This window comes from Verrucomicrobiia bacterium (assembly GCA_035946615.1).
Lineage (GTDB): Bacteria > Verrucomicrobiota > Verrucomicrobiia > Limisphaerales > UBA8199 > DASYZB01.
Genome location: DASYZB010000058.1, coordinates 1 through 23,430, shown reverse-complemented (window position 1 = coordinate 23,430; position 23,430 = coordinate 1). Strand labels below are relative to the sequence as shown.

At 57.6% G+C, this 23,430-nt stretch carries 20 protein-coding genes; 12 read left to right on the top strand and 8 right to left on the bottom strand.

The window, feature by feature from the left end:
- The first annotated feature begins 26 nt into the window (after positions 1–26).
- From VG146_09485 to VG146_09470, 4 genes are all read left to right on the top strand, one after another.
- Complete coding sequence (locus tag VG146_09485) at positions 27–1,292, top strand: L-rhamnose isomerase (protein HEV2392581.1); 1,266 nt, start codon at positions 27–29, stop codon at positions 1,290–1,292.
- 121 nt (positions 1,293–1,413) lie between these two features.
- Positions 1,414–2,892: a rhamnulokinase family protein gene (locus tag VG146_09480; protein ID HEV2392580.1), complete on the top strand. Its 1,479-nt coding sequence runs from the start codon at positions 1,414–1,416 to the stop codon at positions 2,890–2,892.
- A 344-nt stretch (positions 2,893–3,236) separates the two neighbouring features.
- A complete protein-coding gene (locus VG146_09475; GenBank protein ID HEV2392579.1) occupies positions 3,237–4,745 on the top strand; it encodes a histidine kinase dimerization/phospho-acceptor domain-containing protein in 1,509 nt (502 codons plus the stop codon).
- Complete coding sequence (locus VG146_09470; GenBank protein HEV2392578.1) at positions 4,727–5,485, top strand: ATP-binding protein; 759 nt, start codon at positions 4,727–4,729, stop codon at positions 5,483–5,485. The genes VG146_09475 and VG146_09470 overlap by 19 nt, the downstream gene beginning before the upstream one ends.
- A gap of 13 nt (positions 5,486–5,498) precedes the next feature.
- Here VG146_09470 and VG146_09465 read toward each other — a convergent pair whose 3' ends face one another.
- From VG146_09465 to VG146_09445, 5 genes are all read right to left on the bottom strand, one after another.
- Entirely contained in the window at positions 5,499–7,268 is a 1,770-nt protein-coding gene (locus VG146_09465; GenBank protein ID HEV2392577.1) for a hypothetical protein, read from the bottom strand.
- Positions 7,269–7,286: 18 nt separating this feature from the next.
- A complete protein-coding gene (locus tag VG146_09460; GenBank protein ID HEV2392576.1) occupies positions 7,287–7,895 on the bottom strand; it encodes a prepilin-type N-terminal cleavage/methylation domain-containing protein in 609 nt (202 codons plus the stop codon).
- A complete protein-coding gene (locus VG146_09455; GenBank protein ID HEV2392575.1) occupies positions 7,892–8,296 on the bottom strand; it encodes a hypothetical protein in 405 nt (134 codons plus the stop codon). The genes VG146_09460 and VG146_09455 overlap by 4 nt, the downstream gene beginning before the upstream one ends.
- 312 nt (positions 8,297–8,608) lie before the next feature.
- Positions 8,609–9,532 (bottom strand): serine O-acetyltransferase, encoded by a 924-nt coding sequence (locus tag VG146_09450; protein HEV2392574.1) that lies wholly within the window; start codon positions 9,530–9,532, stop codon positions 8,609–8,611.
- Between the two features lie 321 nt (positions 9,533–9,853).
- The gene (locus tag VG146_09445; GenBank protein HEV2392573.1) at positions 9,854–11,515 is read right to left on the bottom strand and encodes a glycosyl hydrolase family 28 protein; all 1,662 of its coding nucleotides are present in this window, start codon (positions 11,513–11,515) and stop codon (positions 9,854–9,856) included.
- A 130-nt stretch (positions 11,516–11,645) separates the two neighbouring features.
- On the opposite strand from VG146_09445, the gene VG146_09440 reads away from it, so the two are divergent.
- On the top strand, positions 11,646–12,464 hold the full coding sequence (locus VG146_09440) for an NIPSNAP family protein (protein HEV2392572.1): 819 nt from the start codon (positions 11,646–11,648) through the stop codon (positions 12,462–12,464).
- 255 nt (positions 12,465–12,719) lie between these two features.
- Here the strand turns inward: VG146_09440 and VG146_09435 are convergent, their stop codons facing one another.
- Together VG146_09435 and trpS are read right to left on the bottom strand one after the other, a co-directional pair.
- Positions 12,720–13,802 carry a PfkB family carbohydrate kinase gene (locus VG146_09435; GenBank protein ID HEV2392571.1) on the bottom strand — a complete coding sequence of 361 codons (1,083 nt, stop codon included), beginning with the start codon at positions 13,800–13,802 and terminating at the stop codon, positions 12,720–12,722.
- 66 nt (positions 13,803–13,868) lie between these two features.
- Entirely contained in the window at positions 13,869–14,834 is a 966-nt protein-coding gene (gene trpS, locus VG146_09430; protein ID HEV2392570.1) for a tryptophan--tRNA ligase, read from the bottom strand.
- A gap of 279 nt (positions 14,835–15,113) precedes the next feature.
- On the opposite strand from trpS, the gene coxB reads away from it, so the two are divergent.
- The 7 genes from coxB (at position 15,114) to VG146_09395 (ending at position 22,624) form a co-directional block, all read left to right on the top strand.
- A complete protein-coding gene (coxB, locus tag VG146_09425; GenBank protein ID HEV2392569.1) occupies positions 15,114–16,049 on the top strand; it encodes a cytochrome c oxidase subunit II in 936 nt (311 codons plus the stop codon).
- A complete protein-coding gene (ctaD, locus tag VG146_09420) occupies positions 16,046–18,286 on the top strand; it encodes a cytochrome c oxidase subunit I (protein ID HEV2392568.1) in 2,241 nt (746 codons plus the stop codon). The genes coxB and ctaD overlap by 4 nt, the downstream gene beginning before the upstream one ends.
- Positions 18,283–19,146: a cytochrome c oxidase assembly protein gene (locus VG146_09415; protein ID HEV2392567.1), complete on the top strand. Its 864-nt coding sequence runs from the start codon at positions 18,283–18,285 to the stop codon at positions 19,144–19,146. Before ctaD ends, VG146_09415 begins: the two co-directional genes overlap by 4 nt.
- Positions 19,147–19,165: 19 nt before the next feature.
- Entirely contained in the window at positions 19,166–19,402 is a 237-nt protein-coding gene (locus VG146_09410; protein ID HEV2392566.1) for a hypothetical protein, read from the top strand.
- Complete coding sequence (locus VG146_09405) at positions 19,383–19,910, top strand: ubiquinol-cytochrome c reductase iron-sulfur subunit (protein HEV2392565.1); 528 nt, start codon at positions 19,383–19,385, stop codon at positions 19,908–19,910. The genes VG146_09410 and VG146_09405 overlap by 20 nt, the downstream gene beginning before the upstream one ends.
- Before the next feature lie 7 nt (positions 19,911–19,917).
- Entirely contained in the window at positions 19,918–21,345 is a 1,428-nt protein-coding gene (locus VG146_09400) for a cytochrome b N-terminal domain-containing protein (protein HEV2392564.1), read from the top strand.
- A gap of 94 nt (positions 21,346–21,439) precedes the next feature.
- Entirely contained in the window at positions 21,440–22,624 is a 1,185-nt protein-coding gene (locus tag VG146_09395; protein ID HEV2392563.1) for a serpin family protein, read from the top strand.
- A gap of 119 nt (positions 22,625–22,743) precedes the next feature.
- Here the strand turns inward: VG146_09395 and VG146_09390 are convergent, their stop codons facing one another.
- The gene (locus VG146_09390; protein HEV2392562.1) at positions 22,744–23,259 is read right to left on the bottom strand and encodes an inorganic diphosphatase; all 516 of its coding nucleotides are present in this window, start codon (positions 23,257–23,259) and stop codon (positions 22,744–22,746) included.
- Between the last annotated feature and the right edge of the window lie 171 nt (positions 23,260–23,430).

Below are 23,430 nucleotides of genomic sequence, written 5' to 3'. Positions count from 1 at the left end.
GGAATGGTTTCCCGCTCCAATCGACCATGAACACCAAATCCATTCAAAAGATTTATCAACTCGCAAGCGAACGCTACGCCGCAGTTGGCGTTGATACCGGAAAGGCACTCGAGGCCCTCGCACGGATTCCTATTTCCATCCATTGCTGGCAAGGCGATGATGTCGGCGGCTTCGAACGAACCGCGCAGGGACCTGGCGGCGGTCTGGCGGTCACAGGGAATTATCCCGGCAAAGCGCGCACGCCGCAGGAGCTTCGCGCCGATTTTGAAAAGGCCCTCTCGATGATTCCTGGCCGGCGCCGGTTTAACCTCCATGCCTCATACGCCGAGACCAATGGCAAGCGAATGGACCGGGATGCCCTCACCGTGGCTCAGTTCAAGGATTGGATAGCCTGGGCCAAATCGATTCAAATCGGGTTGGACTTTAACCAAACCTATTTCGCCCACCCCAAAGTGGCCGGGGGACTCACCCTCACCAGTCCGGACGCATCCATCCGGCAATTCTGGATCGAGCACGGCATCCGCTGCCGCGAAATCGGAGCCGAAATTGGCAAGGCCCTCGGCACAGCCTGCCTGACGAATCTTTGGATACCCGACGGCATGAAGGATACACCGGCGGACCGCCGGGGGCCACGCGAGCGGTTGGTCGAATCCCTTGATGCAGTTTTCCGGAAGCGAATCGATAAGAAATACAACGTCGATTCGGTCGAGCCCAAGCTCTTTGGCATCGGAGCCGAGAGCTACACGCCTGGTTCTCATGAGTTCTATCTCGGCTATGCCGTGAGCCGCAAGACCCTGCTCACTCTGGATGCAGGCCATTACCATCCAACCGAAGGCATTGCCGATAAGATTTCTGCCGTGCTCTGCTATTTGCCAGAGATCGCCCTGCACGTCAGCCGCGGGGTGCGCTGGGACAGCGATCACGTCGTGACGCTGACCGATGAACTCCAAGCTATCGCCCAAGAGGTTGTCTGGGGTGGCTATCTGGACCGGGTGCGCATAGGGCTGGATTACTTCGACGCAAGCATCAACCGGGTAGCCGCCTGGGTGATTGGCGCGCGCAACATGGCCAAAGCGCTCCTTCTGGCGCTCCTGGCCCCCAGCCAACAACTCAAAGGCCTCGAAGCCCAACCAGATTTCACCGCCCGGTTGGCATTGATGGAGGAGGCCAAATCCCTGCCCTTCGGTCCTGTCTGGGATTTTTACTGCGAGAAACATGGCAAGCCGGTGGGCGAGTCCTGGCTGGCTGAGGTGAAAGCTTACGAACGCGAGGTGTTGGCAAAACGAGGTTGAGCCAAGTATTAAAGAGGAGGCTGCAACATGCGCTACAAACGTAAGCTGCCGATGATTCTCCCACTCCCGTTCCGAAGGGGAGAGGGGTCCCTCTGTGCGCCGCTGTCCTCCTGGTAAGACCATGGCCCCCCGCGTTCATCTTGCCATTGACCTGGGCGCCGAAAGCGGGCGCATCATGGCCGGTCTTTGGAATGGCAAAATCATCCAATTGGAAGAAATCCACCGGTTCCCCAACGGCCCTGTTCTATTGGCCGGTTCATTGCGCTGGGACGCTCTCCGCCTCTGGGCCGAGATTCAAAATGGCCTTTCCCTGGCCGCCGCAAAGTATGGCAAATCGATTGTCTCGGTGGGCGCAGATACCTGGGGTGTCGATTTTGTGCTGCTCAGCCGTCACGAGGAGATGCTGGGCCAGCCTTATCATTATCGCGACTCGCGCACCGATGGGATGATGGCCAAGGCCTTCAGGAAAGCGCCGCGCCAGGAAATCTTCGCACAAACCGGCCTTCAGTTCATGCAACTCAACACCCTGTTTCAGTTGCTGGCCCTCAAACGGCACGCCCCGGAACTGTTGGAGCGCGCCGCGTGCCTGCTCTTCATGCCCGATTTCATTCATTGGGCCCTGTGCGGCTCGCGCGTGTCTGAATTCACCATCGCCTCGACTTCGCAATGCCTGAACCCGCTAACCCGCACTTGGGCCGGCCCGCTCTTAAAGAAATTCGGATTACCCCTCCGCATCTTTCCAAAAATTGTTGCGCCAGGAACCAGCCTGGGGCCCCTGCGGCGCGGCCTTGCCGCAACGCTCGGTGTGCAGGGAATCAAAGTCGTCGCCCCGCCCTCTCATGACACCGCCTCGGCTGTTGCGGGTGTTCCGACCGCTCATACTGGCCAGGCCAATTGGGCCTACATCAGTTCAGGGACCTGGTCGCTCATGGGCGTCGAGGTGCGCCAGGCCTCGCTCTCACAACGCACTCAGGAATTGAATCTGACCAACGAAGGCGGGGTCGAGGGCACCTATCGGCTGCTTAAAAACATCATGGGCTTGTGGCTGGTTCAGCAATGCAAGCGCGCCTTCGAGTGCCGGGGTCAGCACTATTCCTACGCTCAACTCGCTCGGATGGCGGCAAAGGCGCCACCCTTACGCTCCCTGGTGAATCCCGATGACCCGGGGTTCCTGAATCCGCCGGACATGCCCAAGGCCATCCAGGCATTTTGCCATAAGACAGGCCAGCCGCTTCCGCGCACCGAAGCCGAGTTGGTCCGGTGCGCCTACGAAAGTTTGGCGCTGAAATACCGCCAGGTGCTGGGTTGGCTCGAAGAACTCACTGGCAATCGCATCGAGGTCATCCACGTTGTCGGCGGCGGTTCCCAAAGCAAGATGCTCAACCAATTTACCGCCGATGCCTGCCGCCGCCCCGTTGTGTGCGGCCCCGTCGAGGCCACCGCCCTGGGCAATCTCCTGGTCCAGGTGCGGGCTAGCGGCGAGTTGTCCGCCCTGGCCGAACAGCGGGAGGTGGCGCGCCGCTCGAGCCATGTGACCGCTTATGAGCCGTTGGATGCGCAACGATGGGACGCCGCAGCCGCACGGTTTAACGAATTGTAGGCATCTCTTCTATTCAAACCCCTATTCTGAAATCATTTTGGCATCGAGCGCTACCGATCGGGGGGGCAACAGCGCCAAGTTAAGTCCAGAAAGCGTTTATTTCGGATGCGAGTGGCACGTCTAAATTCGGGACACCCCGGAAGAAATGATCTTGAGAAGGGTCGGTTTCCACGGTGTAGCGCGCACCCCCGGAAAATAGGACCTGGGCACACCGATTGCTGCCGTTTGGGTCATGGGTACGCCACAACAAAAATGAGAATCTCCGGGGGCAAGCCGTGTAAGGCCAAGGGGCATTCCCAGGCGGACTGGCATAAATCGAGCGCATGGGGCGAAGCCGATCCATTGTGAAAGCAAGTTTCAGCACGAAGGTGATGGCGCCACTGGTTTCGATCATGGTGCTGCAACTAATCCTTACTGTTTGGTTGGTGAATCGCCGCATCACACGACAGTTCCAAACCCAAGCCGCGCGCAGTTTGGAAACCGCCGACTCGGTATTCCGCAACTCGGAGAATCTGCACACGAAAAACCTCTTGCTGCGCTTTCGCAATCTCTCAAACGAGCCGCGCTACAAAGCAGCCTTTCAAGGCAGGCATATGCAGACCGTGCGGGATGCAATCAAGGACTTGCCGGCCGATCAAGGAGTGGATGTGGCCTTGTTCACTTCCAGCAAGGGGGACATCCAAGCCAGCGCCCAGCGCGACCCGCGCCTGTCTCTGGGAGAGTTCGAAACGAGCAGCGCGGCTGCTATGAAGCAGGCTCTGGCCGGCGAACCAAGAGCCGACACCATCCGGGTTGGCGCCCGATTATTCGATGTGGTTTCAATCCCGGTCTTTGGCGGCAGCGGATTTCCGATTTTCGGGAGCAGCAGCACGGTTCCGGTTGGCGTGCTGGTAGTGGGCTCTGAGATCGGCGACAGCGTGGCGCGAGAGCTCAGCGCACTCACTCACAGCCAAATCGTCCTGCTGGCCAATGGCCATGTTGTCGCCTCAACCATTCCGGGTTCAAATTTCCGTGAACAGTTGGCCCGGCTGTTCACCCAACGCGCCGAAGAGGCCCGCTCCAGCGGGCCGGGGCAGGTGCTCCTGGGCGACGAGCATTATTTTTGCGCAGCGGGCAAATTCGTGTCTCTAAACGGGGACGGCGGCCTTGGCTATCTGCTTCTGTCGTCTTACGAACAACCGCTGCGGGCCTTTGAAGGCATGCAACAAACGGTCCTGCTGGTTGGAGTATTGGGGATTCTGTTAGGCGCCGCGATTGTGGGCTTGCTGGTGCGCAAAGCCACAAAGCCTCTGCGCCAATTGCAACTGAGCGCCGAATCCGTCGGGCGCGGCGATTTTTCCCGTCATGTCGAAGTGACCTCGAATGATGAATGCGGCAAACTCGCGCTTGTTTTCAATCAGATGACGGAGAATCTGAAGCGGGCGCGGCAGGAGCTGGAGTGCAGCGTCTCGACTCTCAAGACAACCCAGGCGCAGTTGATCCGGAGCGAAAAGCTCTCGGGCATCGGTGAATTTGTTGCCGGCGTGGCGCACGAATTAAATAATCCCCTGACGGCCGTAATGGGGTTCTCTGAATTCCTTGTCGAAGCTCCCACGCACCCGCAACAAAGGCGTTACCTCGAACTCATTTACAAGAGTGCCCAGCGATGCCAGAGAATTGTCCAAAGCCTGCTCATCTTCGCGCGCTGCCATCCGCCGGAGCGGAAACTTTCAAATGTGAACGCCCTCATTGGGGATGCCGTCGAGTTCATGCAATACCAACTGCGCACGAGCAATATCGAGATCGTCACGGAGCTGGATCAGAATTACCCAATTCGATGCTGGATGGGCATCAAATGCAGCAAGTATTCCTGAACATCATCAACAACGCCCGCCAGGCCATTGAAGCCAAAGGCAAGAAAGGCCGTGTGATCATCAGGACCGAGAATATCGGACAAGGAATCCGCATTGTCTTCCAGGACGATGGACCGGGCATTCCGCAGGAATATCTGTGCAAGCTATTCGACCCATTTTTCAGGACCAAAGAAATTGGAGAAGGAACCGGCCTGGGCTTGAGTTTGTGTTACGGGGTGGTGACCGAGCACGGTGGGACGATTCAGGCGCGCAGCAAGACCGGGCAAGGCGCAGAGTTTGTTATCGATATCCCTATCATGGCCGCAATCGCGGACAAAGGGCAGGCGCCTCTTCCGCCGGCCAATCCGGTTTCAAACTTCAAAAAGGGCCTGGGGAAGAAGGTGCTCGTGATTGACGATGAGGAGCCGATTCTGGAGATGGTTCGCAGCGAGCTCACTCAACACGGTTATCAGGTCGATGTGGCGCAGGACGGAGAGGCTGCTCTGCGCCGGTTGAATGAGACCAACTACGATTTGGCCCTATGCGACTGGAAAATGCCGGGGCTCAACGGCGCGGATGTCTATGAACGGCTGAGGATTTCCAATCCGCTATTGTCTGAGCGGGTGGTTTTCATCACTGGTGACATCATCAACGGTAGAGTCGAAAAATTCTTAAAAGACCGAAGAAAGGCTTGTTTGCCAAAGCCATTTTCTCTTGCTGATTTCCGGGCTGCGATTGAGCAGGCGCTCAGCGCACCCTGAACAGGCTCTTCGCTTAGCGGGCTGCGACTACGCTCCATTGACCCCGGATGAGTTGGCGGACCATCGGGGTGGCAGGAGGGAGCTTTCTGTAATCCAAAAAATTCACGTCAAAGGCCCATTTCCGCGTTGGGGCGTTGTAGTAATTGGCCGAGCCGGTGCCGGGGTCATTCCACCAATTGGTTGCATATTGGCTGGGAAACATGACGACCATTGAGCCATTGTAAGTGAACGTCTTGCCGCTGCTGCCCCAGTCCTCGAGAAAACGAGGAAAATTCTCAACGCCGCCGCTATAATGGCCGACCTTGCCGACGGTGGCGGTTTGAACGATACCCGCCATAAAGGCGGCATTCACCGTGGTGTCCGTAGCAGGCCGTTGTGTAACAGATTTAGTGTTGTTGATATAGTCCTGCCAGGATTGGGAAAGAACGGTGATGGAATCGCCAACGAGCGAAGCCGGCAATGTGTTGGAGGTGTTGGTGTAGCCGGGGGTGGTCACAGGCGCATTAAAACTGCCCTTCACATAGAGCGGCAAGGCGGTGGCGACCGTCAAGCCACCCGGGGGCAATTGCTGGCCATTGGAAACGCGGACCACTGTCAGGTTTCCGGACTTAACGCGTTCGTCATTCACATAGACTGAGTTGATGGGATGGCCCAAGGTTGCCAGGACGCGATTGTTTAAGGAGGACCCGCCGGAGGCGGCGGTATTGGTCATCCATTTGTTCATGAAACCCACGTTCAGGTCGGTCAGCATCGTGTTCTTTTGTTCCCGCGCGTCATAGAAACTGTCATTTGTCGTCACGAACGAATAAGAGGCGTTTGTCCCCACGCCAACGTCGGGAGTAACATCCTTAAAACCGTCCCATTGACCTGTTTGGACGATGGCGTTGGTTGGGGTGACTGTGACAACCAGGTCGGCATTGTTATAGTAGCGCTGCTTGCCCTCGGGCGAGTTGGGGTCTTCATTGAAAGGGGGGACCTCGACAATGCTTCTAACGGCAGCGGGGCTGTTGTTTGTGCCGACCGGCAGGGTCAGGGAGCTGGCATGGGGCGTCGGCTGGTTGGTCATATCGTAAGTGGGCATCTTGCCACTGGGAGCGGTCGGGTCCCCCGGCGCGCGGCTGCCATTGTGAATGTCCCCCACCGCTGTGACGGTGTCGGCGTATTCCAAAGTCGCGCCAGGGCAGGTATAAATATCGGCGTTGCTGTGGACCTTTCCGGTGATTTTCATCGCGGGTCCCGGATTGATCTCGAGAGTCATGCCATAAAAGATGGCGAACTGGAAAACCGGGATGGATGCCAATTGCAGTTCCTGGTCCACGGCCGCCGCCATGTCATAAGGGCCCACGGGCCTGGCGTTGGCGCGGACCGAGCAGTTGTAAGCGAGTCCATATAATCCCGCAAACTGACCGCTTAAACTGGTCATCACATTGGTGCTGCTGCCGGTAACAAAGGTCCGATTCACCCCGCCGGCGCCATCGCTAAATTGGTAGGCCGCAGCCCAATCGTTCGTCGGCACCAGATTCTGATAAGCGATGAGATTGGCCGGATCGTAGCTTTGGTTGACGAAATCGCGGTCCAGGTAGCTCAACACCAACTCGGTGGCCCCTTCGGCGGCGGCTACGGCGCTATTATAGGTGTTATGGCGGTCGTTAAGGACGGAACTGCTTTCGGTCCAGCGAGCGGCGCTGGCGAATAGGCCAATACTGATGCCACCGATGACCATGACAGTAGCCAGGGCGTAGGCCTCCTGCCGGCGCTTCTTTTTGAAAAATTGTGTGTCCATAGATATTCGATGGGTTAATTATTGGATGGCTCTGCGTGTGATGCGGGTTTGCAAATGGTAGTAATCGTAATAAGGCCGCGCGTTGGCGTTCCCGGCCAGGAATTCCCACTGATAGAACTCAAGGCTCATTCGGATGACGCGGTTATTCTGGTTGTTCGTCAGAGTATTTCCGGCGTAGTCTTCGGCGTAAAAAACGATGGGATTGGTTATGCACAAGGAGACGACCTCGATGGGGTTTGTCCCGTCGATACGTTTCAAATCATTGTAAGCGGGGTCGCGGTAGTAACAGATGGGTGAGTTGGTATTTGAGGACGGGACAATCTGCACCGCGTTGCCCTCGCGCAGGCCATTGCCGGTAATGCTGACAAACCCGTTGCTGGTTGCATTGCCGACATAGACCGCCTTTGCCGAGCGAATCTCATCCCGCACTTGGTTTAAAGCGGCGCGCGCCTGCTGGCTGGCGTTTAATTTGGTTGCCGTAATGTTGAACATTTTCAGGCCCAAAACATGGGAATAGACCAGGCCGATAATCACCATCGAAAAAATGGCCGTGGCCACCATGATCTCAGCCAGCGTAAAAGCAGCCCGGCCCTGTGCCGTCTGCGAAAATTGGCAAGTGGGTTTCATTGGTCGGGAGCGCGCAGTGTAACCACCGTATTGGTAAAGGGGCCGCGATTGCGGGGGCCGCGATTGGCAAGCATCCAGACACAGTCGGCGCGCAGTTGCCGCAACGGAGGGTTGAGGGAGACGGCAGAAATGCTGACGTAATTGGTCGCGTAGGTGATGTTGCCGCCCGAGACGGGGACATCCAGCGTGGAAACCTGGGTGTAGTTGGTGACGCCCAATTGGTCCACCATCGGCCAGGCCTGGGGGTCCCATTGGGCCGAGCGCGCCTGCTCAACGGCTTGCATAGCCACCGAGTGGGCGGCCAGGGAATAAGTGCTCCATTCCGCATGGTCGGCTGTGGCCACATAACCGTACAGAACTCCGGCGAAAATCAGACCCGCTACCGCAAGGGAAACCGCCACCTCCGTCAGCGTGAACGCCGTATTTTGTTGCTTTTTAGATGGCCAAGATCGGCTGCGTGTTCTCATACAACGAACCGCGCGTGCCTTGCTTTTAAGCAGTCGCAATGCCAGAGAGCCTCATGTCTGAGAATCCCTCGGTTTCCCGATAGTTGGCTTTCTCAGTTCTGTCTGTGTATGAGGCAAACAGCCGCGAATCAAAGACATCAATGTCCAACACTGGGGCAAAAGGACCGATTGCTGATTTGCGCCTTTTCAACTGTGAGAACCTGGCCGGCGAATTGGAGGAGTATCGGCGAGTTCCCGAGGCCTTGGCTACACCACAAAATCAGCGGGTTGGGCGCGGCGATCCTTTTTGCTGAGGACCTTGACGTTGGCCTCTTCCTGGACCACCAGAGAATGCGGCGGCACGCTCGAGGTCAGAAAGACGTTTGCGCCAATCGTGCTGCCTTCGCCGACGATGGTGTCGCCGCCCATAATAGTAGCGCCCGCATAGATTGTGACACGGTCTTCGATTGTGGGATGGCGCTTCAACCCGCGCAACTGCTGGCCGGCGGAGAGTGATTTGGCCACCAACCCGACGCCTTGGTACATTTTGACGTGGTTGCCGATCTGGGTGGTCTCGCCCACAACCGTTCCGGTGCAGTGATCGACGAAGAAATGGGTGCCGATTTCTGCGCCCGGATGCAGGTCCATGCCCGTCCGGGCATGGGCCCACTCGGTCATAATGCGCGGGATGAGAGCGATTTTATTGCGATATAGTTCGTGAGCGAGGCGCTGGACAGCGATGGCCTCGATGAATGGATAAGCGACAATGACCTCTTCCTTGCTCAGGGCGGCCGGGTCGCCGTTGTAAGCGGCCTCGGTGTCCGTCTGGAGCAAGTCGCGGATGCGGGGCAGGCTTTCAAGGAACTGCACGGTGCAATTGCGCGCCACGGCGCGGAAGTCCTTTCGCGCCCCTGCGAACTCCGGGGGCGGATTGTATTCGAGGCTCTTGGCGACCTCGGTTTCGAGGTTATTAAGCACTGCTCCCAAGAGCGCCGAGGTCTCGGCCTTGAGCTCCGAGGAATGGAACAGCTTGCCAAAAAAACCTGGAAAAAGCAGGCGAAGCAAATCCATCGTGATGACAGCTATCGCGCGTTTGGAGGGAAGGTTCTTGCCGTCCAAATGGTTGATGCCGCCGACGCGCTGGTAGGAGTCGGTCAAGCGGTCGGTTAATTTGTCCAGAGCCGATTGCACGGGGCCAAGTATCGTTGAATTAAGGGCTGATAGCAAGCTGAGGGGAGGCACCCTATGGATACCGCTTCGCGCGGACCAGAAGGCGCGCCAGCGTCTTGGACTTCGGTAGTCCTCTACCGCTTTTGGATGTCCTTCTATTCTCATTCTGCGCGCCACATTCAATGCCACTGGACGTGGAGTGGGAAACTCAAACACCTGGGACGGCCCAAAAGCGCCAGAGGACTGGCGCAGTCCACGACGCTTCGCGCGGATTAAAGCCCTTCGGTTGGCTCAACGCAGCAGCGCCTTGGACATCCAGAACGCTTCGCGTGGACCAATGATTCATGCCGCATCGTTTGTCCTGATCGCATCTTTAGGCGCTTCGGGCCCCAAGCGCACTGGTTCTTTGGCGCTAATATTGTTGCCCATCAGAACAATTTGCTCCGTTTGGCCGCCCCGTACTTCGAGAAAGGCTTGGGTCTTTCCCAACGTCGAGCAACCGTGAATAAAGGCGCGCCTCGTTTGAACCAGCCTGAGAGCGGGCTGTGTGCCTTGAATGGCCGGGCTCCGGAACCCGGCCACTTCGATGTCCCTTACATCCTCGCAGCATAGCGCCGGGCGGGCTTCCTGCGGACCGCACGCAAACTCAAGCTGCCTGAGACGCAAGCCGTTAACATGCCTGCTATACAGGCCATAGGCCGGCAGCCTGCCGAACATGCGCGCCTCTGGATAGGAAGACGCGACCTCGGGAATCGGGCGCTCCGTCCACTCGGCTTTGCCGTTCTCTTCACTGTCAATCCGGATATTGGACAATGTCACGTCCTCCACATCAAACCCAGGCAGACCCGTGACCGAACTGGTGAGGATCGCCCCTGAGGCGTGGACGTTCTGGATCATGACACCGCGCAGCGTTCCGGGTGCGCCGTCGGGGCGCGGATGCCGGTTGCCGCGCCGGATGAAAATGGGCGTCCGTGCGCGCTGCATGCGGATGTTGGAGATGACCACGCCCTCAAGCCGGCCACCGTCCACCATTTCCAGGGCGATGCCCGAAATCACGCGCGCCCTCGCATCCACATCGTCATTATAAATCACCGAATTGCTAAACGTGACGTTCTCAAAGGCGCCAAAGGTGGCTGTGCCGAATTTCAATCCATTGCAGCAGCAGGTCAGCACGCAATTGGTAATCGTGATGTTTTTCGACACGCCCGGCTCCCCGCCGTAAGGGCTCTCGCTCTTGAGACAAATGGCGTCGTCGCCCGTATCGATCAAACAATCCGAGATAAAGACGTTTCGGCTGCAAGTCAGGTCCAGCCCGTCTGTATTGGGGCCAATCACGGGGTTTTTGATAGTAATCCCGCGGATCAGCACGTGCTCGCATTGAACGGGCCGCAACGTCCAGCCGGGGGCATTTTCTATGCGGATGTCTTCAACGCGCAGGTGCTTGCAGTTGTAGAATTCCAGCAAAGGCGAGGGGCGGTCCAGGGGCTTCCAATCGTAAGTGGCCACATCGCGCCAGCTTTCCTGCGGTGGCGGCACAACACGTCCGCTGGGCACCCAATAGGCCGGACCTTGCCCGTCAATCCGGCCCGGTCCCGCAAGCCCCACATTTTCCGCATCGCGCGCAAAGATGAGATGCTTTTGATTGGCATCCCCTTTGAGGCTCGGGCCTGACTTGGGGGAATAATCGGAAAGCTGTTTGCTGCCGAGCAAGGTCGCTCCCGCTTCGAGGTACAGGGTGACGTTGCTCTGGAGCACCACTGTTCCGGATAGGTAGATGCCGGGGGAAACGTACACCACTCCGCCCCCGGCTGCGGCGCAGGCCGCAACGGCCCGGTTCAGCGCGGTGGTATCCAGCGCCTTCCCGTCGCCAACAGCCCCGTACTGTTTCACATCAAAGATTCGCGCGCCACCCATCTCATTTTCTTTTGCGCATAGCGGCAAAGTCCAGAGCGGACCTCCCGCGGCAAGAATAGCAGTCACGCCGAGCAGTTCTCTGCGGTTCATAACGCTTTCATGAGGCCAACCCAGGCACAAGTCAATCCAACTTAACCATTTTGTTTTTTGACGGTTTAAGGTATTTGTGACTCCTGAACCGGGCGGAAGGGTTCCGTCCCAAACACAAACGACCACAAAAATGAAACGACGCCATTTCTTGAAAACCTCACTCGCAGTCTCGACGCTCGCCGGGTTGGGCGCCGCCGGCCTGAGCGCCTCGGCCGCAGGCAAAAAGAAGGAGTATTACGAACTGCGCGCATATCACCTGAAATCCGGCGCCAGCCATGACCTCTTGGATGGCTACCTGCAAAACCTGGTGATTCCCACGTTGAACAAAGCCGGGAGCAAGCCCATCGGTGTTTTCACCCAACAGGAACGCAACGGCAATCCGGCCAACACCGAGGCGCGCGACCCGGATACGGTTTTCGTGCTTATCCCCTACCCCTCGCTTGAAGCTTTTGCCAAGGCAACCCGCGCGCTGAGTGAGCAGATTCAGGCCCAGGAGGCCAGTTCTCAGTATCTGGGAGCGCCGAAGGACAATCCCTCCTTCGACCGCATCGATAGCTGGCTGCTCCTGGCATTTGCCGGCCAGCCGAGAATTGAATTGTCCCCCTACGCGCGCGAGAAAAAGCCGCGCATGTTCGAAATCCGCACCTACGAAAGCCATAGCGAAATCAAGTCGCTCAAAAAGGTCGAGATGTTCAACGCGGGCGAAATTGAGACGATGCACGAGGTTGGCCTGGGCCCGATCTTTTACGGCCAGGCGCTCATTGGCCGGGACCTGCCACACTTGACCTACATGCTCTCTGCGGCAGACCAGGCCGCGCACAGCAAGCATTGGGAAGCGTTTGGCAAACACCCCGTGTGGAACAAGCTCAAGAACGATCCGAAATACGCCGACACGGTCTCGAAGATTATCAATCGTTTTGTAGTCCCCACGTCCTATTCTCAGATTTAGATTTGGATAAAAGGTCTTTGGGCGAGCGTGAGAGCTTTTAAAAAAAGAGCGACTTCCCTCCCGAAGTCGCTCTCGTCTCGATTGCCCTTCAACCCATGATGAATTGAACGAAGGCGCCAATCAAGGCTGCCTTGTCCGTACGCCCGGAAGAGCCTTTTCTCAACTAGGGTTTTGACCCCAGGCACTTGTTCGTCCCTCGTGCTCCAGGGGACCAACGTTGCTGCGACCGACGACGTAGCGCACCTCACCCGCTCGCTACCGCTGGATTCTTGCCGAGCCTCCCTTGGCCAGTGCGCGCACCTGCTCGACGGTGGCCATGGTGGTATCGCCAGGAAACGTGGTCAGCAGAGCGCCATGCGCCCAGCCCAGCTTCACAGCCTCCTCTTCCGGTTCACCCGCAAGCAAACCATAGAAAAAACCGGCGGCAAAACCGTCGCCTCCGCCGACCCGGTCATACACGTCCAGTTGGCAAGTGGGGGCCAAAAAGGTTTGGCCATTAATCCAGGCCACGGCACTCCAACTGTGGCGGTTAGTCGAATGCACCTCGCGCAGGGTCGTTGCAAGCACTTTGATTTGGGGATGCTTTTGACGGACCTTATCAATCATTCCAATAAATGCGCTGGGGTCCAATTTCGATTTGGCGGCGACTTCAGGGCCGGTGATGCCCAAACCCATCTGCAGGTCCTCTTCATTGCCGACCAATACGTCCACATTCCTCACGATGCGTTCGAGCACCGACACGGCCCGCTGGTGGCCACCGGAGATGTTCCACAGCTTGGCGCGGTAATTGAGATCGAACGAGATTATAGCGCCCGCGCTTTTGGCGGCTTGCATCCCCTCGATGATGAGTTCGGCGGTGGTGGACGAAAGGGCGGCAAAGATACCGCCACTGTGAAACCACCGCAGCCCGCCATCAAACAGGGCTTTCCAATCGAAATCGCCGGGCTTCAACAGTGCCCCGGCTTCGTTGCAGCGGTTGTAGAACACCACCGGGGCACGCACCCCTTGCCCGCGGTCGCTATAGACCGTTGCCATGTTCGGACCGTTCACACCGTCATGCTTGAAATGTTTGTAGAACGGCCTCACTCCCATAGCCCGCACCCGCTCAGCTATCAGATCGCCAATGGGGTAATCAACCATTGCGGTTGCAATGCCAGTTCGCAACTCGAAACAATCCGCCAGGTTCGCGGCCACATTGAATTCACCGCCACTGACATGGATTTTGCATTCGGCGGCCTTGCGGAATGGGATGATGCCGGGGTCAAGCCGATGCACCAGCGCGCCTAGAGAAACAAAGTCCAGGCCGCCGGGCGAACGGATATTCAAACCGTATTTCATTTGCTTGCGATTCGACACCAATCCGACAGGAAACTCTAGCAGAAAGAGGAGGGCCTCACCGGTGCTCTACTCCAAGCCGCTGGCTTTTTTGGCGCGGTTGAGGACCTGGCGCGCCACCGCGCGCGCTTTGGCGGCGCCCTGTGCCAAAACCTGCTCGACGCACCCCGGGTTCGACGCCAATTCCGCTCGCTTCGCTCGCGCAGCGGAAAAATAATCCCAATACTGCTCGAACAATGCTTTCTTCAACTCGCCATAACCCAAGCCGCCCGCGCGCAATCGGTTTTCGTAATCAGCCGCCACAGCAGACGGAGCGACTAACCTCATCAATTGAATCGCCAGGTTCTGGCCGGCATCGGGCTTGGGCTCCTGCGGACTGCGACTGTCCATTTTGATGCCCATCACCTTCTTGCGCAGGACCTTTTCTTCGCCAAAAATCTCTATGGCGTTATCGTAGCTTTTGCTCATCTTCTCACCGTCGAGCCCCGGGACCTTTGCCACCTCGGAGCGGATGCGTGGTTCGGGAATGACGAAAGTTTGTCCGTATAATTCGTTGAATTTCACCGCGATATCGCGCGTCACCTCCACGTGCTGCTTCTGGTCCTGACCCACAGGAACGACATTGGAATCGTAGAGCAGGATATCAGCCGCCATGAGCACCGGGTAAGCGAACAGGCCGTGATTGGGCGAGATGCCCTTGGCAATTTTGTCCTTATAACTCGTGCAGCGTTCAAGCAGGCCCATCGGGGTAACCGTCGTTAGAATCCAAGTCAGTTCGGTGACTTCCGGCACGTCCGATTGGCGGAAAAAGACCGTTTTCTTCGGGTCCAAGCCGCAGGCCAGAAAATCCAACGCGCAATCCAGGGTGTTGCGACGCCTTTCCTCCGGGTCGAACAGCGAGGTCATGGAATGGTAATTGGCGATGAAATAGAAGGCCTCACCTTGCTCCTGCAATTCGATGGCGGGCTTCATCATGCCAAAATAGTTACCCAGGTGAAGTGACCCGGAGGGCTGAATGCCGGACAAAATTCGCATAAGTCAGGTTATCAGCCCGCTATTGGCGCAGCAAAGAAGGAAGTGGACGGAAAACGCTCATCTCGGGGCCTGTTTTGGAAATGGAATTGCCGTGATTCATCTTCGCGCTCGTCATCGTTCTCGAAAGCCCTGAAAAATCGAGGACGAAGGAGAACGAGGAAAGAGTCGCCATTTTCAAAGCACGGCCTCAGGTGGATACCCCATTTCCGGACAGCGGGGAGAGCTTAGGCTGAAAGCTATTGCCCCGCGTTACTCGCGTGCGAGGAGTCCCAAAGGGTTATGAGCATCGTTCCGGTATTTAGTCCCGCTTCGCCTCAGGCGAAAGTCATTGTGGACCTTTTTTACATTGTCCTGGGGGTCTGCGCCGTCATTCTGACGATTGTTACGGGCCTGATTACCTGGTCATTACTGCGCTTTCGCGGCAGGGCTGACAGCCCCGAACCACGCCAGACCTTCGGCAGCGTTCCCGTCGAAGTGGCTTGGACGCTTATCCCGCTGCTGGTGGTGATTTGCCTGTTTGTGCTGACGGCGCGCGCGATGAATCAATCCGATCCGCTCCCGGCGCAATTGCGTGCGGATTTGGTCATCACGGGCCACCAGTGGTGGTGGGAAGCGCGCTATCCCAACAGCGGTGTCGTGGCCGCCAATGAAATTCATATTCCCGCCGGGGCGCGGTGGCTGGTGCGGTTGGAGGCCGCCGACGTCATCCACGATTTTTGGGCGCCGCGCCTGGGCCGAAAGATGGACATGATTCCGGGCCATCCGAATTACATCTGGCTGGAGGCACAGCGACCGGGCACTTACAGCGGCGCGTGCGCCGAATATTGCGGCGCGCAACACTCCTGGATGCGATTCAGCGTCATCGCGCAGCCTCCGGGCGCTTTTGAACAATGGCAGCAGGAACAACTCCGCCCGCTGCCGACGCCGGCGTCAGGGCCGGGGGCGCAAGGGGAGAAACTGTTTTCCACGCTCACGTGCGCTAATTGCCACAGCGTGGGCCAGGCCGCTGCACGGCCCTCGATAGCGCCTGATTTGACGCATCTGGCCGGGCGCCAAACTCTCGCCGGCGGCGTATTGGAAAACACACCGGCAAACCTGGTCCGCTGGCTGAGGAGCCCTCAGGCAATTAAGCCAGGGTCGCTGATGCCCAACTTGCAATTGACCCAGCAGCAGGCAGCGGAACTGGCAGCGTATCTCGAGCCTCAAAAGCAATGAACTCGAACGCCTCCAGCGCCGGCGCATTGTCTTTCCCAGCCCACTCCACTGCTCGCGAACGAGGTTCATTGTTCAGTTGGGTCGCGACCGTTGATCACAAGCGCATTGGGGTCCTTTACCTTTCGACCGCGGCGATTTTTATGCTCGTTGGAGGGATTGAAGCGCTATTGGTGCGGCTCCAATTAGCTGTGCCGCGCAACACGCTGCTCTCGCCTGAGGCGTTCAACCAGCTCTTCACCATGCACGGCACCACCATGATCTTCCTGGTGGTGATGCCAACGTTCGTGGGCTTCGCCAACTATTTAGTGCCGCTGATGATTGGCGCGCGCGACATGGCCTTTCCGCGCCTCAACGCGATGAGTTATTGGCTCTTCCTGTGCGGTGGCCTGCTGCTTTACTTCAGTTTTCTCGCGGGAGGAGCCCCGGCGGCCGGCTGGTTTAGTTACGCGCCCCTGAGCGAAACACCCTTTGCCTCAACTAAGGGGGTGGATTACTGGATTCTCTCGCTGCTGGTCCTTGGCACCGGCTCGATTGTGGCCTCGATCAATTTGATCGCAACTATCCTGACGCTGCGCGCTCCTGGCCTGATCTTGCGCAAACTGCCGCTGTTCGTCTGGATGAATTTAGTCAATTCCTTTCTGATTATCCTGGCGCTGCCGGCGCTGAACGCTTCCATTATCATGCTGCTAATGGATCGCAGCCTCGGGGCGTATTTTTTTCTGCCGTCGCACGGCGGGTCCGCCATTTTGTGGCAGCACTTTTTCTGGGCCTTTGGGCATCCGGAGGTCTATATCATGGCCCTGCCGGCGTTTGGGATGATTTCGGAGGTGCTCCCGGTCTTTGCGCGCAAGCCGATCTTCGGTTACGCGTTTGTGGCGGCCTCGACCGTCGCCATCGCACTGTTGAGTTTTGGGGTGTGGGCGCACCACATGTTCGCCGTCGGCATTGGCCGGCCTCTCGACCTCTTTTTCTCGATTGCCAGCTTGTTAATCGCCATCCCTACGGGCGTTAAGATTTTCAACTGGTCAGCCACTCTTTATGGCGGCTCATTGCGCCTTCGAACTCCAATGCTGTTCGCCCTGGCATTCCTGGTTCAATTCACGATTGGCGGCCTGACGGGTGTGATGTTTGCCTGCGTGCCCTTGGATTGGCAAACCACCGATACGTACTTTGTTGTCGCCCATTTCCATTACGTCCTCTTCGGCGGCTCATTCTTCGCCATTCTCGCCGCAACCTACTACTGGTTTCCGAAAATGACGGGCCGCATGCTCTCGGAGCGGCTCGGCAAGTACGTCTTCTGGCTGGCCGTGCTGGGTTTCAACGGGACCTTTTTCGTCCAACATTTTCTCGGCCTCATGGGCATGCCGCGCCGGGTCTATACGTATCCTGACCTGCCCTACTGGGGCAGTTTGAACCTGATTTCGACCGTCGGCGCTTTTATTTTGGGTTTTTCGGTGCTGCTGCTGTTGTGGGACGTCGGGCGCAGCCTGCGCGCCGGAACACCGGCAGGCGACAATCCCTGGCAGGCCTGGACCCTTGAATGGGCAACTTCCTCGCCGCCTCCGGAACATAATTTTGAACGCGTGCCCCCGGTGCGCAGCCGCCGACCGCTCTGGGACCTGGCGCATCCGGAAACGCCAGACCCGGTCATTTCCGGTGAAACATCCCAAAACCATCCTTTGCTCGAAAAAAACTTTGTCGGGATAAACGCCTTCATCCTGTCGGAAGGTTTTTTCTTTGTAATGCTGATCGCGGCGTTTGTTTACTATAACATCCAGCAGCATGGGGGGCCGTTGGCCGCAACGCTGCTGGACCGCAGCAGGACCGCGTTGTTCTCGGCGTTCCTGTTCAGCAGCAGCTTCACGCTATGGCGGGCAGAGGCTGCTTTGCGCCAGAAGCGCTTTGCAGGGTTTAATGGGTGGTGGATTGCCACCATCATGTTGGGGCTGGTGTTTATCGCAGGACAAGGCAGCGAATACCTGGCGCTGTTTCAAAAAGGAGTGGTCATCAACTCGAATCTGTTCGCCACCACCTTCTTCGCTTTAACAGGTTTTCACGGCCTGCACGTTTGTATCGGACTATTGGCCCTGGTCATTGTGTTGGGTCTGTCATGGACGGGAGACTTCAAAACCGGGCGCACCGAGGCGGTGCGGACGGTAGGGTTATATTGGCATTTCGTGGATATGGTCTGGGTGTTTGTTTTCACAACGGTCTATTTATTGGGACCTTCTTTATGACAACAAAGCAATTTTTGATTTCGGCCTGGCCAGTGCATCCGGCTGCACTGGCCGCAGCGGCAGCATTGGCAGCAGGATATATTGTCCATTGGCGCGCTTCGGGCCGGAGTGTAAAAGGCCGCGCGGGCTTTCTGGTGATAGCAACCGCCTTATTCCTGTTGGTGCTCGATTCCCCCTTGGACGCGCTGGCCGACGGTTATTTATTCAGCGCGCATATGCTCCAACATCTGCTGTTGCAGTTGGTGGTGCCAGCATTCCTGCTGTGGGCACTGCTCCCTTCGCCGTCATTTTCCTCCTCATATTCGTCCTCGAAAAAAGGCGAAGGCCTCCGGCCCGCTTTGCAACGACTTGGCAAGTTCCTAACCAAATCCGCTGTGACCTGGCTGGCCGGAGTAGGGGGGATGTGGGTTTGGCACGTGCCAGCTTTGTGCGACGCGGCCACATCGTACCCTGTAATGCGGGGCATCCAGGTGCTTTCGCTGCTGGCCCTCGGCGCCCTCTTTTGGCTGCCTGTCATTGGTCCACGCCCTCAACAGCACCTGCCTCCTTTGGCAGGAGTGCTCTATTTGTTTACCGCATGCGTCGGTTGCACGCTCCTGGGTATAATCATTACCTTTGTTCCAGTGAGCGTCTGCCCGGTTTACCTCCACCCGTCCGGTAGCGCGCAAATGCTCGCTCTGATTCGGAATGGGTGGGGGCTGACCCCTGCAGTGGACCAACAGATCGGCGGTCTGCTGATGTGGGTGCCGGCCTGTGTTATCTACCTGTGCGGCATTATGGGCTTGCTCGCTCGTTGGTATGCGGGCGCAACAGAGGCGACGGGCCCCATTCAGCCGAAAGGAGAACCAACAACCGTTTGAGCCGGCTTGCTTTGCTCCTATGAGCGACCTTCACTTAAAACCATCTCAAAAACCCGAACACCAGGACTGGAATCCGGCCCGCCCCGATATCATCCCGGAACCCACTCCTTGGCCCGCGAGCCTGGCGCTGGCGGTGACCCTCAGCCTCTGGGGGCTGGCGACTTCATTTTTGATTACCGGCATTGGGGTAGGCCTGTTTGCAATCTCAATCGTCGGCTGGATCGGAGAAATCCGTCGTGAACGCAGAACTAAGTAATACTGTGCCGCCCGGACCGGCTAAAGCCGAGGAGCGGTCACGACGGGAATTTCTCGAATTGTTGACCCTGGGGCTGGGCGCCGGCGCCACTGCCGTTTTGGTTGTGCCGGCGGTTGGGTTTATTCTGGCGCCCCTGCTGACCCGCAATCCGCAAGTCTGGCGGTCAGTCGGCAGCATAGAAGATTTCAAAATCGATGAAACAGTGGCCGTGCGGTTCGAGGACGCATCAGCGTTGCAGTGGGCCGGAGTGACGGCGCGAACGGCGGCCTGGCTGCGGCGCGAGGGGCCAGAGAAGTTTGTGGCGTTTTCAATCAACTGCACCCACCTGGGATGCCCCGTTCGCTGGTTGCCACAGGCCGATTTGTTCATGTGCCCTTGCCATGGCGGGGTGTACTACAAGGACGGCTCGGTCGCCGCGGGGCCGCCGCCTAAACCCCTGGTCCGCCTGCCTGTCCGCCTCTTGAACGGGCACGTAGAAATTCTCACCGCTCCAATACCTATCACCTGATCAGAGCATGTTACGCGGAAGCCTTAGACGCGGCTACACGTGGCTCGAGGACCGCCTCGGGATTGTGGCCCTGTTCCGCCCGATGTTGGAACATCTGGTGCCGCCGGATGCGCGTTGGTGGTATGTGTTTGGCAGCGCCACCATGGCGGCGTTCATGATCCAGGTGTTTTCAGGAGTCGCATTGGCCTTCTCTTATGTTCCCTCCGCAGCCCATGCTTACAACGCCCTACAGTTCATCTCCCAACAGGCCACCTTTGGCCGGTTCATGCGCGGTCTGCATTATTATGGAGCATCGGCAATGGTCTTGATGATGGGCATCCACATGGCGCAGGTCTTCTTGTTTGGGTCGTATAAATACCCGCGCGAAATGAACTGGGTAACCGGTTCTTTGCTGCTCGGCTTCACGCTGATCATGGGATTCACCGGACAACTCCTGCGCTGGGATCAGACCGGGGTTTGGTCGGTCGTAGTGGCTGCTGAGCAGGTGGGCCGCACGCCTCTAATCGGCCACTGGCTGGCGCGATTCACTTTGGGAGGCGATACGGTTGGTGGGGCCACACTCAGCCGGTTCTTTGCCATTCATGTTTTCGTCATGCCGGCCCTGATTTTTGCGTTCGTCGGCCTGCACCTGCTCCTGGTGTTGCGCCACGGCATCTCTGAGCCGCCCACTCCCGGACGGCCTGTGGACCCCAAAACCTACCGCGAAGAATATCATGCCTTGCTCAAAAAAAGCGGCAAACCTTTCTGGCCGGACGCCGCCTGGCGCGACATGGTTTTTGCCGTCGCGATGACGGTTGCCATCGTTATCCTGGCCTTGGTATTTGGCCCTCCAGAATTAGGCAAACCGCCTGACCCAAGCATCATCGCGGCCGACCCGCGGCCAGATTGGTATTTGCTGTGGTATTTCGCCGTGCTCGCCCTGCTGCCGCATGGAACGGAACAGTATTTTATGGTTTTTGGTCCGCTGATTGCTGGATTTCTCCTCATCATGCTTCCGTTCGTCTTCCCCAAAGGGGAGCGCAGCGCGCGGCGCCGCCCGTGGGCATTGGCATTTGTGCTGATGGTTTGCTTGGGTATCGGCGCGCTCTGGATAGCCGGTGCGCGGGCCAACTGGTCGCCCGACTTCAAGGCCAAGCCGTTGCCAGCCGAGGTGGTGGGCGCTGCCACAGGCCCGGTGGCGGAGGGGGCGCTTCTCTTTTATCAAAAAGGCTGCCTGAACTGTCACGACATCGCAGGCCATGGCGGACACCGGGGGCCCAACCTCACGTTCATCGGCAGGAAGCTGAGTCGCGAACAGATGATCCTGCGCATTGCCAATGGCGGGCTCAATATGCCCGCCTACGCCGGCAATCTCACCGCGCAGCAAATGGACCTGCTGGTTGCATTTCTACAATCGCGAAAGAGCAGCCTGAAGACGGGCCAACCGACTCCTTGATGCAATCAGGAGCGCGCTTCAAAGAATGAATAAAAGGAGTTAGATTGAACCTATGAGATATTCTGGGGTAGTTTTAGGCTTAGTCATGATCTGTATGTGTATGCCCGCCCATTGCTCTGCAGACCCAACTCAAACGAGCCAGGTCCACAAAGTCGTCAGGGGCGATAACGGCTTTGCCCTCGACCTCTATTCGCAGCTCAAAAACGGCAGCGGCAACCTTTTCCTTTCGCCCTACAGCATTTCGACCTGCCTGGCGATGACCTACACCGGTGCTCGTGGAGACACCGCCAAACAAATGGCTCAGGCACTCCACTTCAGCGCGGACCAGCAGCAGCTTGCATCCAGCTTTGGCGCGCTCCAGCGACAATTGAACGCTATCGAGCAGAAAAGCGGGATTCAATTGGCTGTGGCTAACGGGCTGTGGGCACAGCAAGGCCATCCATTTATCCCGGCGTTTTTAGACACAGCAAAAAATACCTATCAGGCACGAATCGAGCAGGTGGATTTTCGGACACAAGCCGAACCGGTCCGCGAGCAGGTCAACGATTGGGTGAGCCAAAAAACCAAAGGCAAGATTACCAACTTGCTGCAGCCCGGGACGGTGCAAGCCAGCACCCGGCTCATCCTGGCAAATGCCATCTACTTCAAAGGCAAATGGACACGCCTGTTCAACAAAACAAATACGATGCCGGTTCCGTTCTCGGTCAGGTCCAGTCAGAAAGTGCAGGCGCCGTTCATGCACCAGACCGCCGATTTCAAGTATGCTGCCCTTCTCGATGCCCAATTGCTCGAGTTGCCCTATGCCGGAGGCGATCTTTCCATGGTCGTGTTGCTTCCTAAGGAGGACGATGGGCTGCAATCTTTGGAAGGATCGCTCAACGAACAAAACCTCGAGACCTGGCTCGGCCAGGGCAGGTCTCAAAAAGTGGATGTATTTCTCCCGAAATTCAAACTGACTGCCCAGTTCCTTCTCGCTGGAACCCTCAAAACGATGGGAATGAAAGATGCCTTTTCGCGCGCGGCGGACTTTTCGGGAATGGATGGCGCCCGGGATTTATTCATCTCGGCGGTGGTTCACAAGGCATTTGTGGATGTGAACGAAGAGGGCACGGAAGCGGCTGCGGCCACCGCTACCGTGATGCGGACAATGGCCATCATGCGCCAACCCACGCCGGTCTTCCGCGCGGACCATCCCTTTATTTTCCTGATTCGCGACACGCACTCGGGCAGCATCCTGTTCCTGGGGCGGGTTGTGGATCCCACCGAGGGGCCTGGGTGAGGAAAAAAGGGGAAAGAGAGTAAGAGTATGAGTAAGAACAGGGGCAACCGGTAGGCTTCTTCTTACTTCTACTCTTGCTCCTCCTCCTCTCTCTCGGTTTCCGGGCGAGCGCCCACCCCTCACGTGCTGAACCGTTGCTGGCTTTTCTGAATGACTTGCATGGCATGGGCTGAGCCGTGCCAGCCACGGACTTCGGTCTTTTTGCCTTCAAGTTCTTTGTAAATCGAGAAGAAATGTTCGATCTCGCGCAGCACGTGCGGGTAGAGGTCGGTATGCTCGCGAATTTGCTTATGGGTTGGGCTGCTCACCGCAACTGCAAGGATTTTCTCGTCAAGAACCTTTTGGTCCAGCATTTCCAGCACGCCCACCGGCCTGGCCTCCACCAGGCAACCGGGAAATGTCGGCTGCACCAGCAAGACCAGGATATCCAAAGCGTCACCGTCTTGCGCCAGCGTGCTGGGAATGAACCCATAATCCCCAGGGTAATGCACCGAAGCATACAGAGGCCGATCCAGGTGAAATACACGCAGCGTCTTGTCGTACTCGTATTTATTGGATTGGCCGCCGGGGACTTCTATGACGGCATTGACAATCTGCGGGGCCTGGCGTCCGCTGGGCAGGGTTAAGTAGTTCATTGTTTGCAATAGCTCATTCTCCCGACCCCTTAGTTAGAGCCTGTCCCAAAAGGGGGAAGTGTCGGTGCCTGCGTTGCGCCAGTGCTGCGCGGAGGGCATTAAATCGGCTAGATTGGGGACTTGCGCCCAAAATCGTCGATTATAGATGTTTTTTGGCCGCCCGACGGCGGG

Coding starts and splice junctions, on each gene's coding strand:
- VG146_09410 (HEV2392566.1), top strand. CDS start 19,166: ATGAGCGACCTTCACTTAAAACCATCTCAAAAACCCGAACACCAGGAC.
- VG146_09460 (HEV2392576.1), bottom strand. CDS start 7,895: ATGAAACCCACTTGCCAATTTTCGCAGACGGCACAGGGCCGGGCTGCT.
- VG146_09470 (HEV2392578.1), top strand. CDS start 4,727: ATGCAGCAAGTATTCCTGAACATCATCAACAACGCCCGCCAGGCCATT.
- ctaD (HEV2392568.1), top strand. CDS start 16,046: ATGAACTCGAACGCCTCCAGCGCCGGCGCATTGTCTTTCCCAGCCCAC.
- VG146_09395 (HEV2392563.1), top strand. CDS start 21,440: ATGTGTATGCCCGCCCATTGCTCTGCAGACCCAACTCAAACGAGCCAG.
- VG146_09485 (HEV2392581.1), top strand. CDS start 27: ATGAACACCAAATCCATTCAAAAGATTTATCAACTCGCAAGCGAACGC.
- VG146_09390 (HEV2392562.1), bottom strand. CDS start 23,259: ATGAACTACTTAACCCTGCCCAGCGGACGCCAGGCCCCGCAGATTGTC.
- trpS (HEV2392570.1), bottom strand. CDS start 14,834: ATGCGAATTTTGTCCGGCATTCAGCCCTCCGGGTCACTTCACCTGGGT.
- coxB (HEV2392569.1), top strand. CDS start 15,114: ATGAGCATCGTTCCGGTATTTAGTCCCGCTTCGCCTCAGGCGAAAGTC.
- VG146_09415 (HEV2392567.1), top strand. CDS start 18,283: ATGACAACAAAGCAATTTTTGATTTCGGCCTGGCCAGTGCATCCGGCT.
- VG146_09400 (HEV2392564.1), top strand. CDS start 19,918: ATGTTACGCGGAAGCCTTAGACGCGGCTACACGTGGCTCGAGGACCGC.
- VG146_09440 (HEV2392572.1), top strand. CDS start 11,646: ATGAAACGACGCCATTTCTTGAAAACCTCACTCGCAGTCTCGACGCTC.
- VG146_09445 (HEV2392573.1), bottom strand. CDS start 11,515: ATGAACCGCAGAGAACTGCTCGGCGTGACTGCTATTCTTGCCGCGGGA.
- VG146_09480 (HEV2392580.1), top strand. CDS start 1,414: ATGGCCCCCCGCGTTCATCTTGCCATTGACCTGGGCGCCGAAAGCGGG.
- VG146_09435 (HEV2392571.1), bottom strand. CDS start 13,802: ATGAAATACGGTTTGAATATCCGTTCGCCCGGCGGCCTGGACTTTGTT.
- VG146_09465 (HEV2392577.1), bottom strand. CDS start 7,268: ATGGACACACAATTTTTCAAAAAGAAGCGCCGGCAGGAGGCCTACGCC.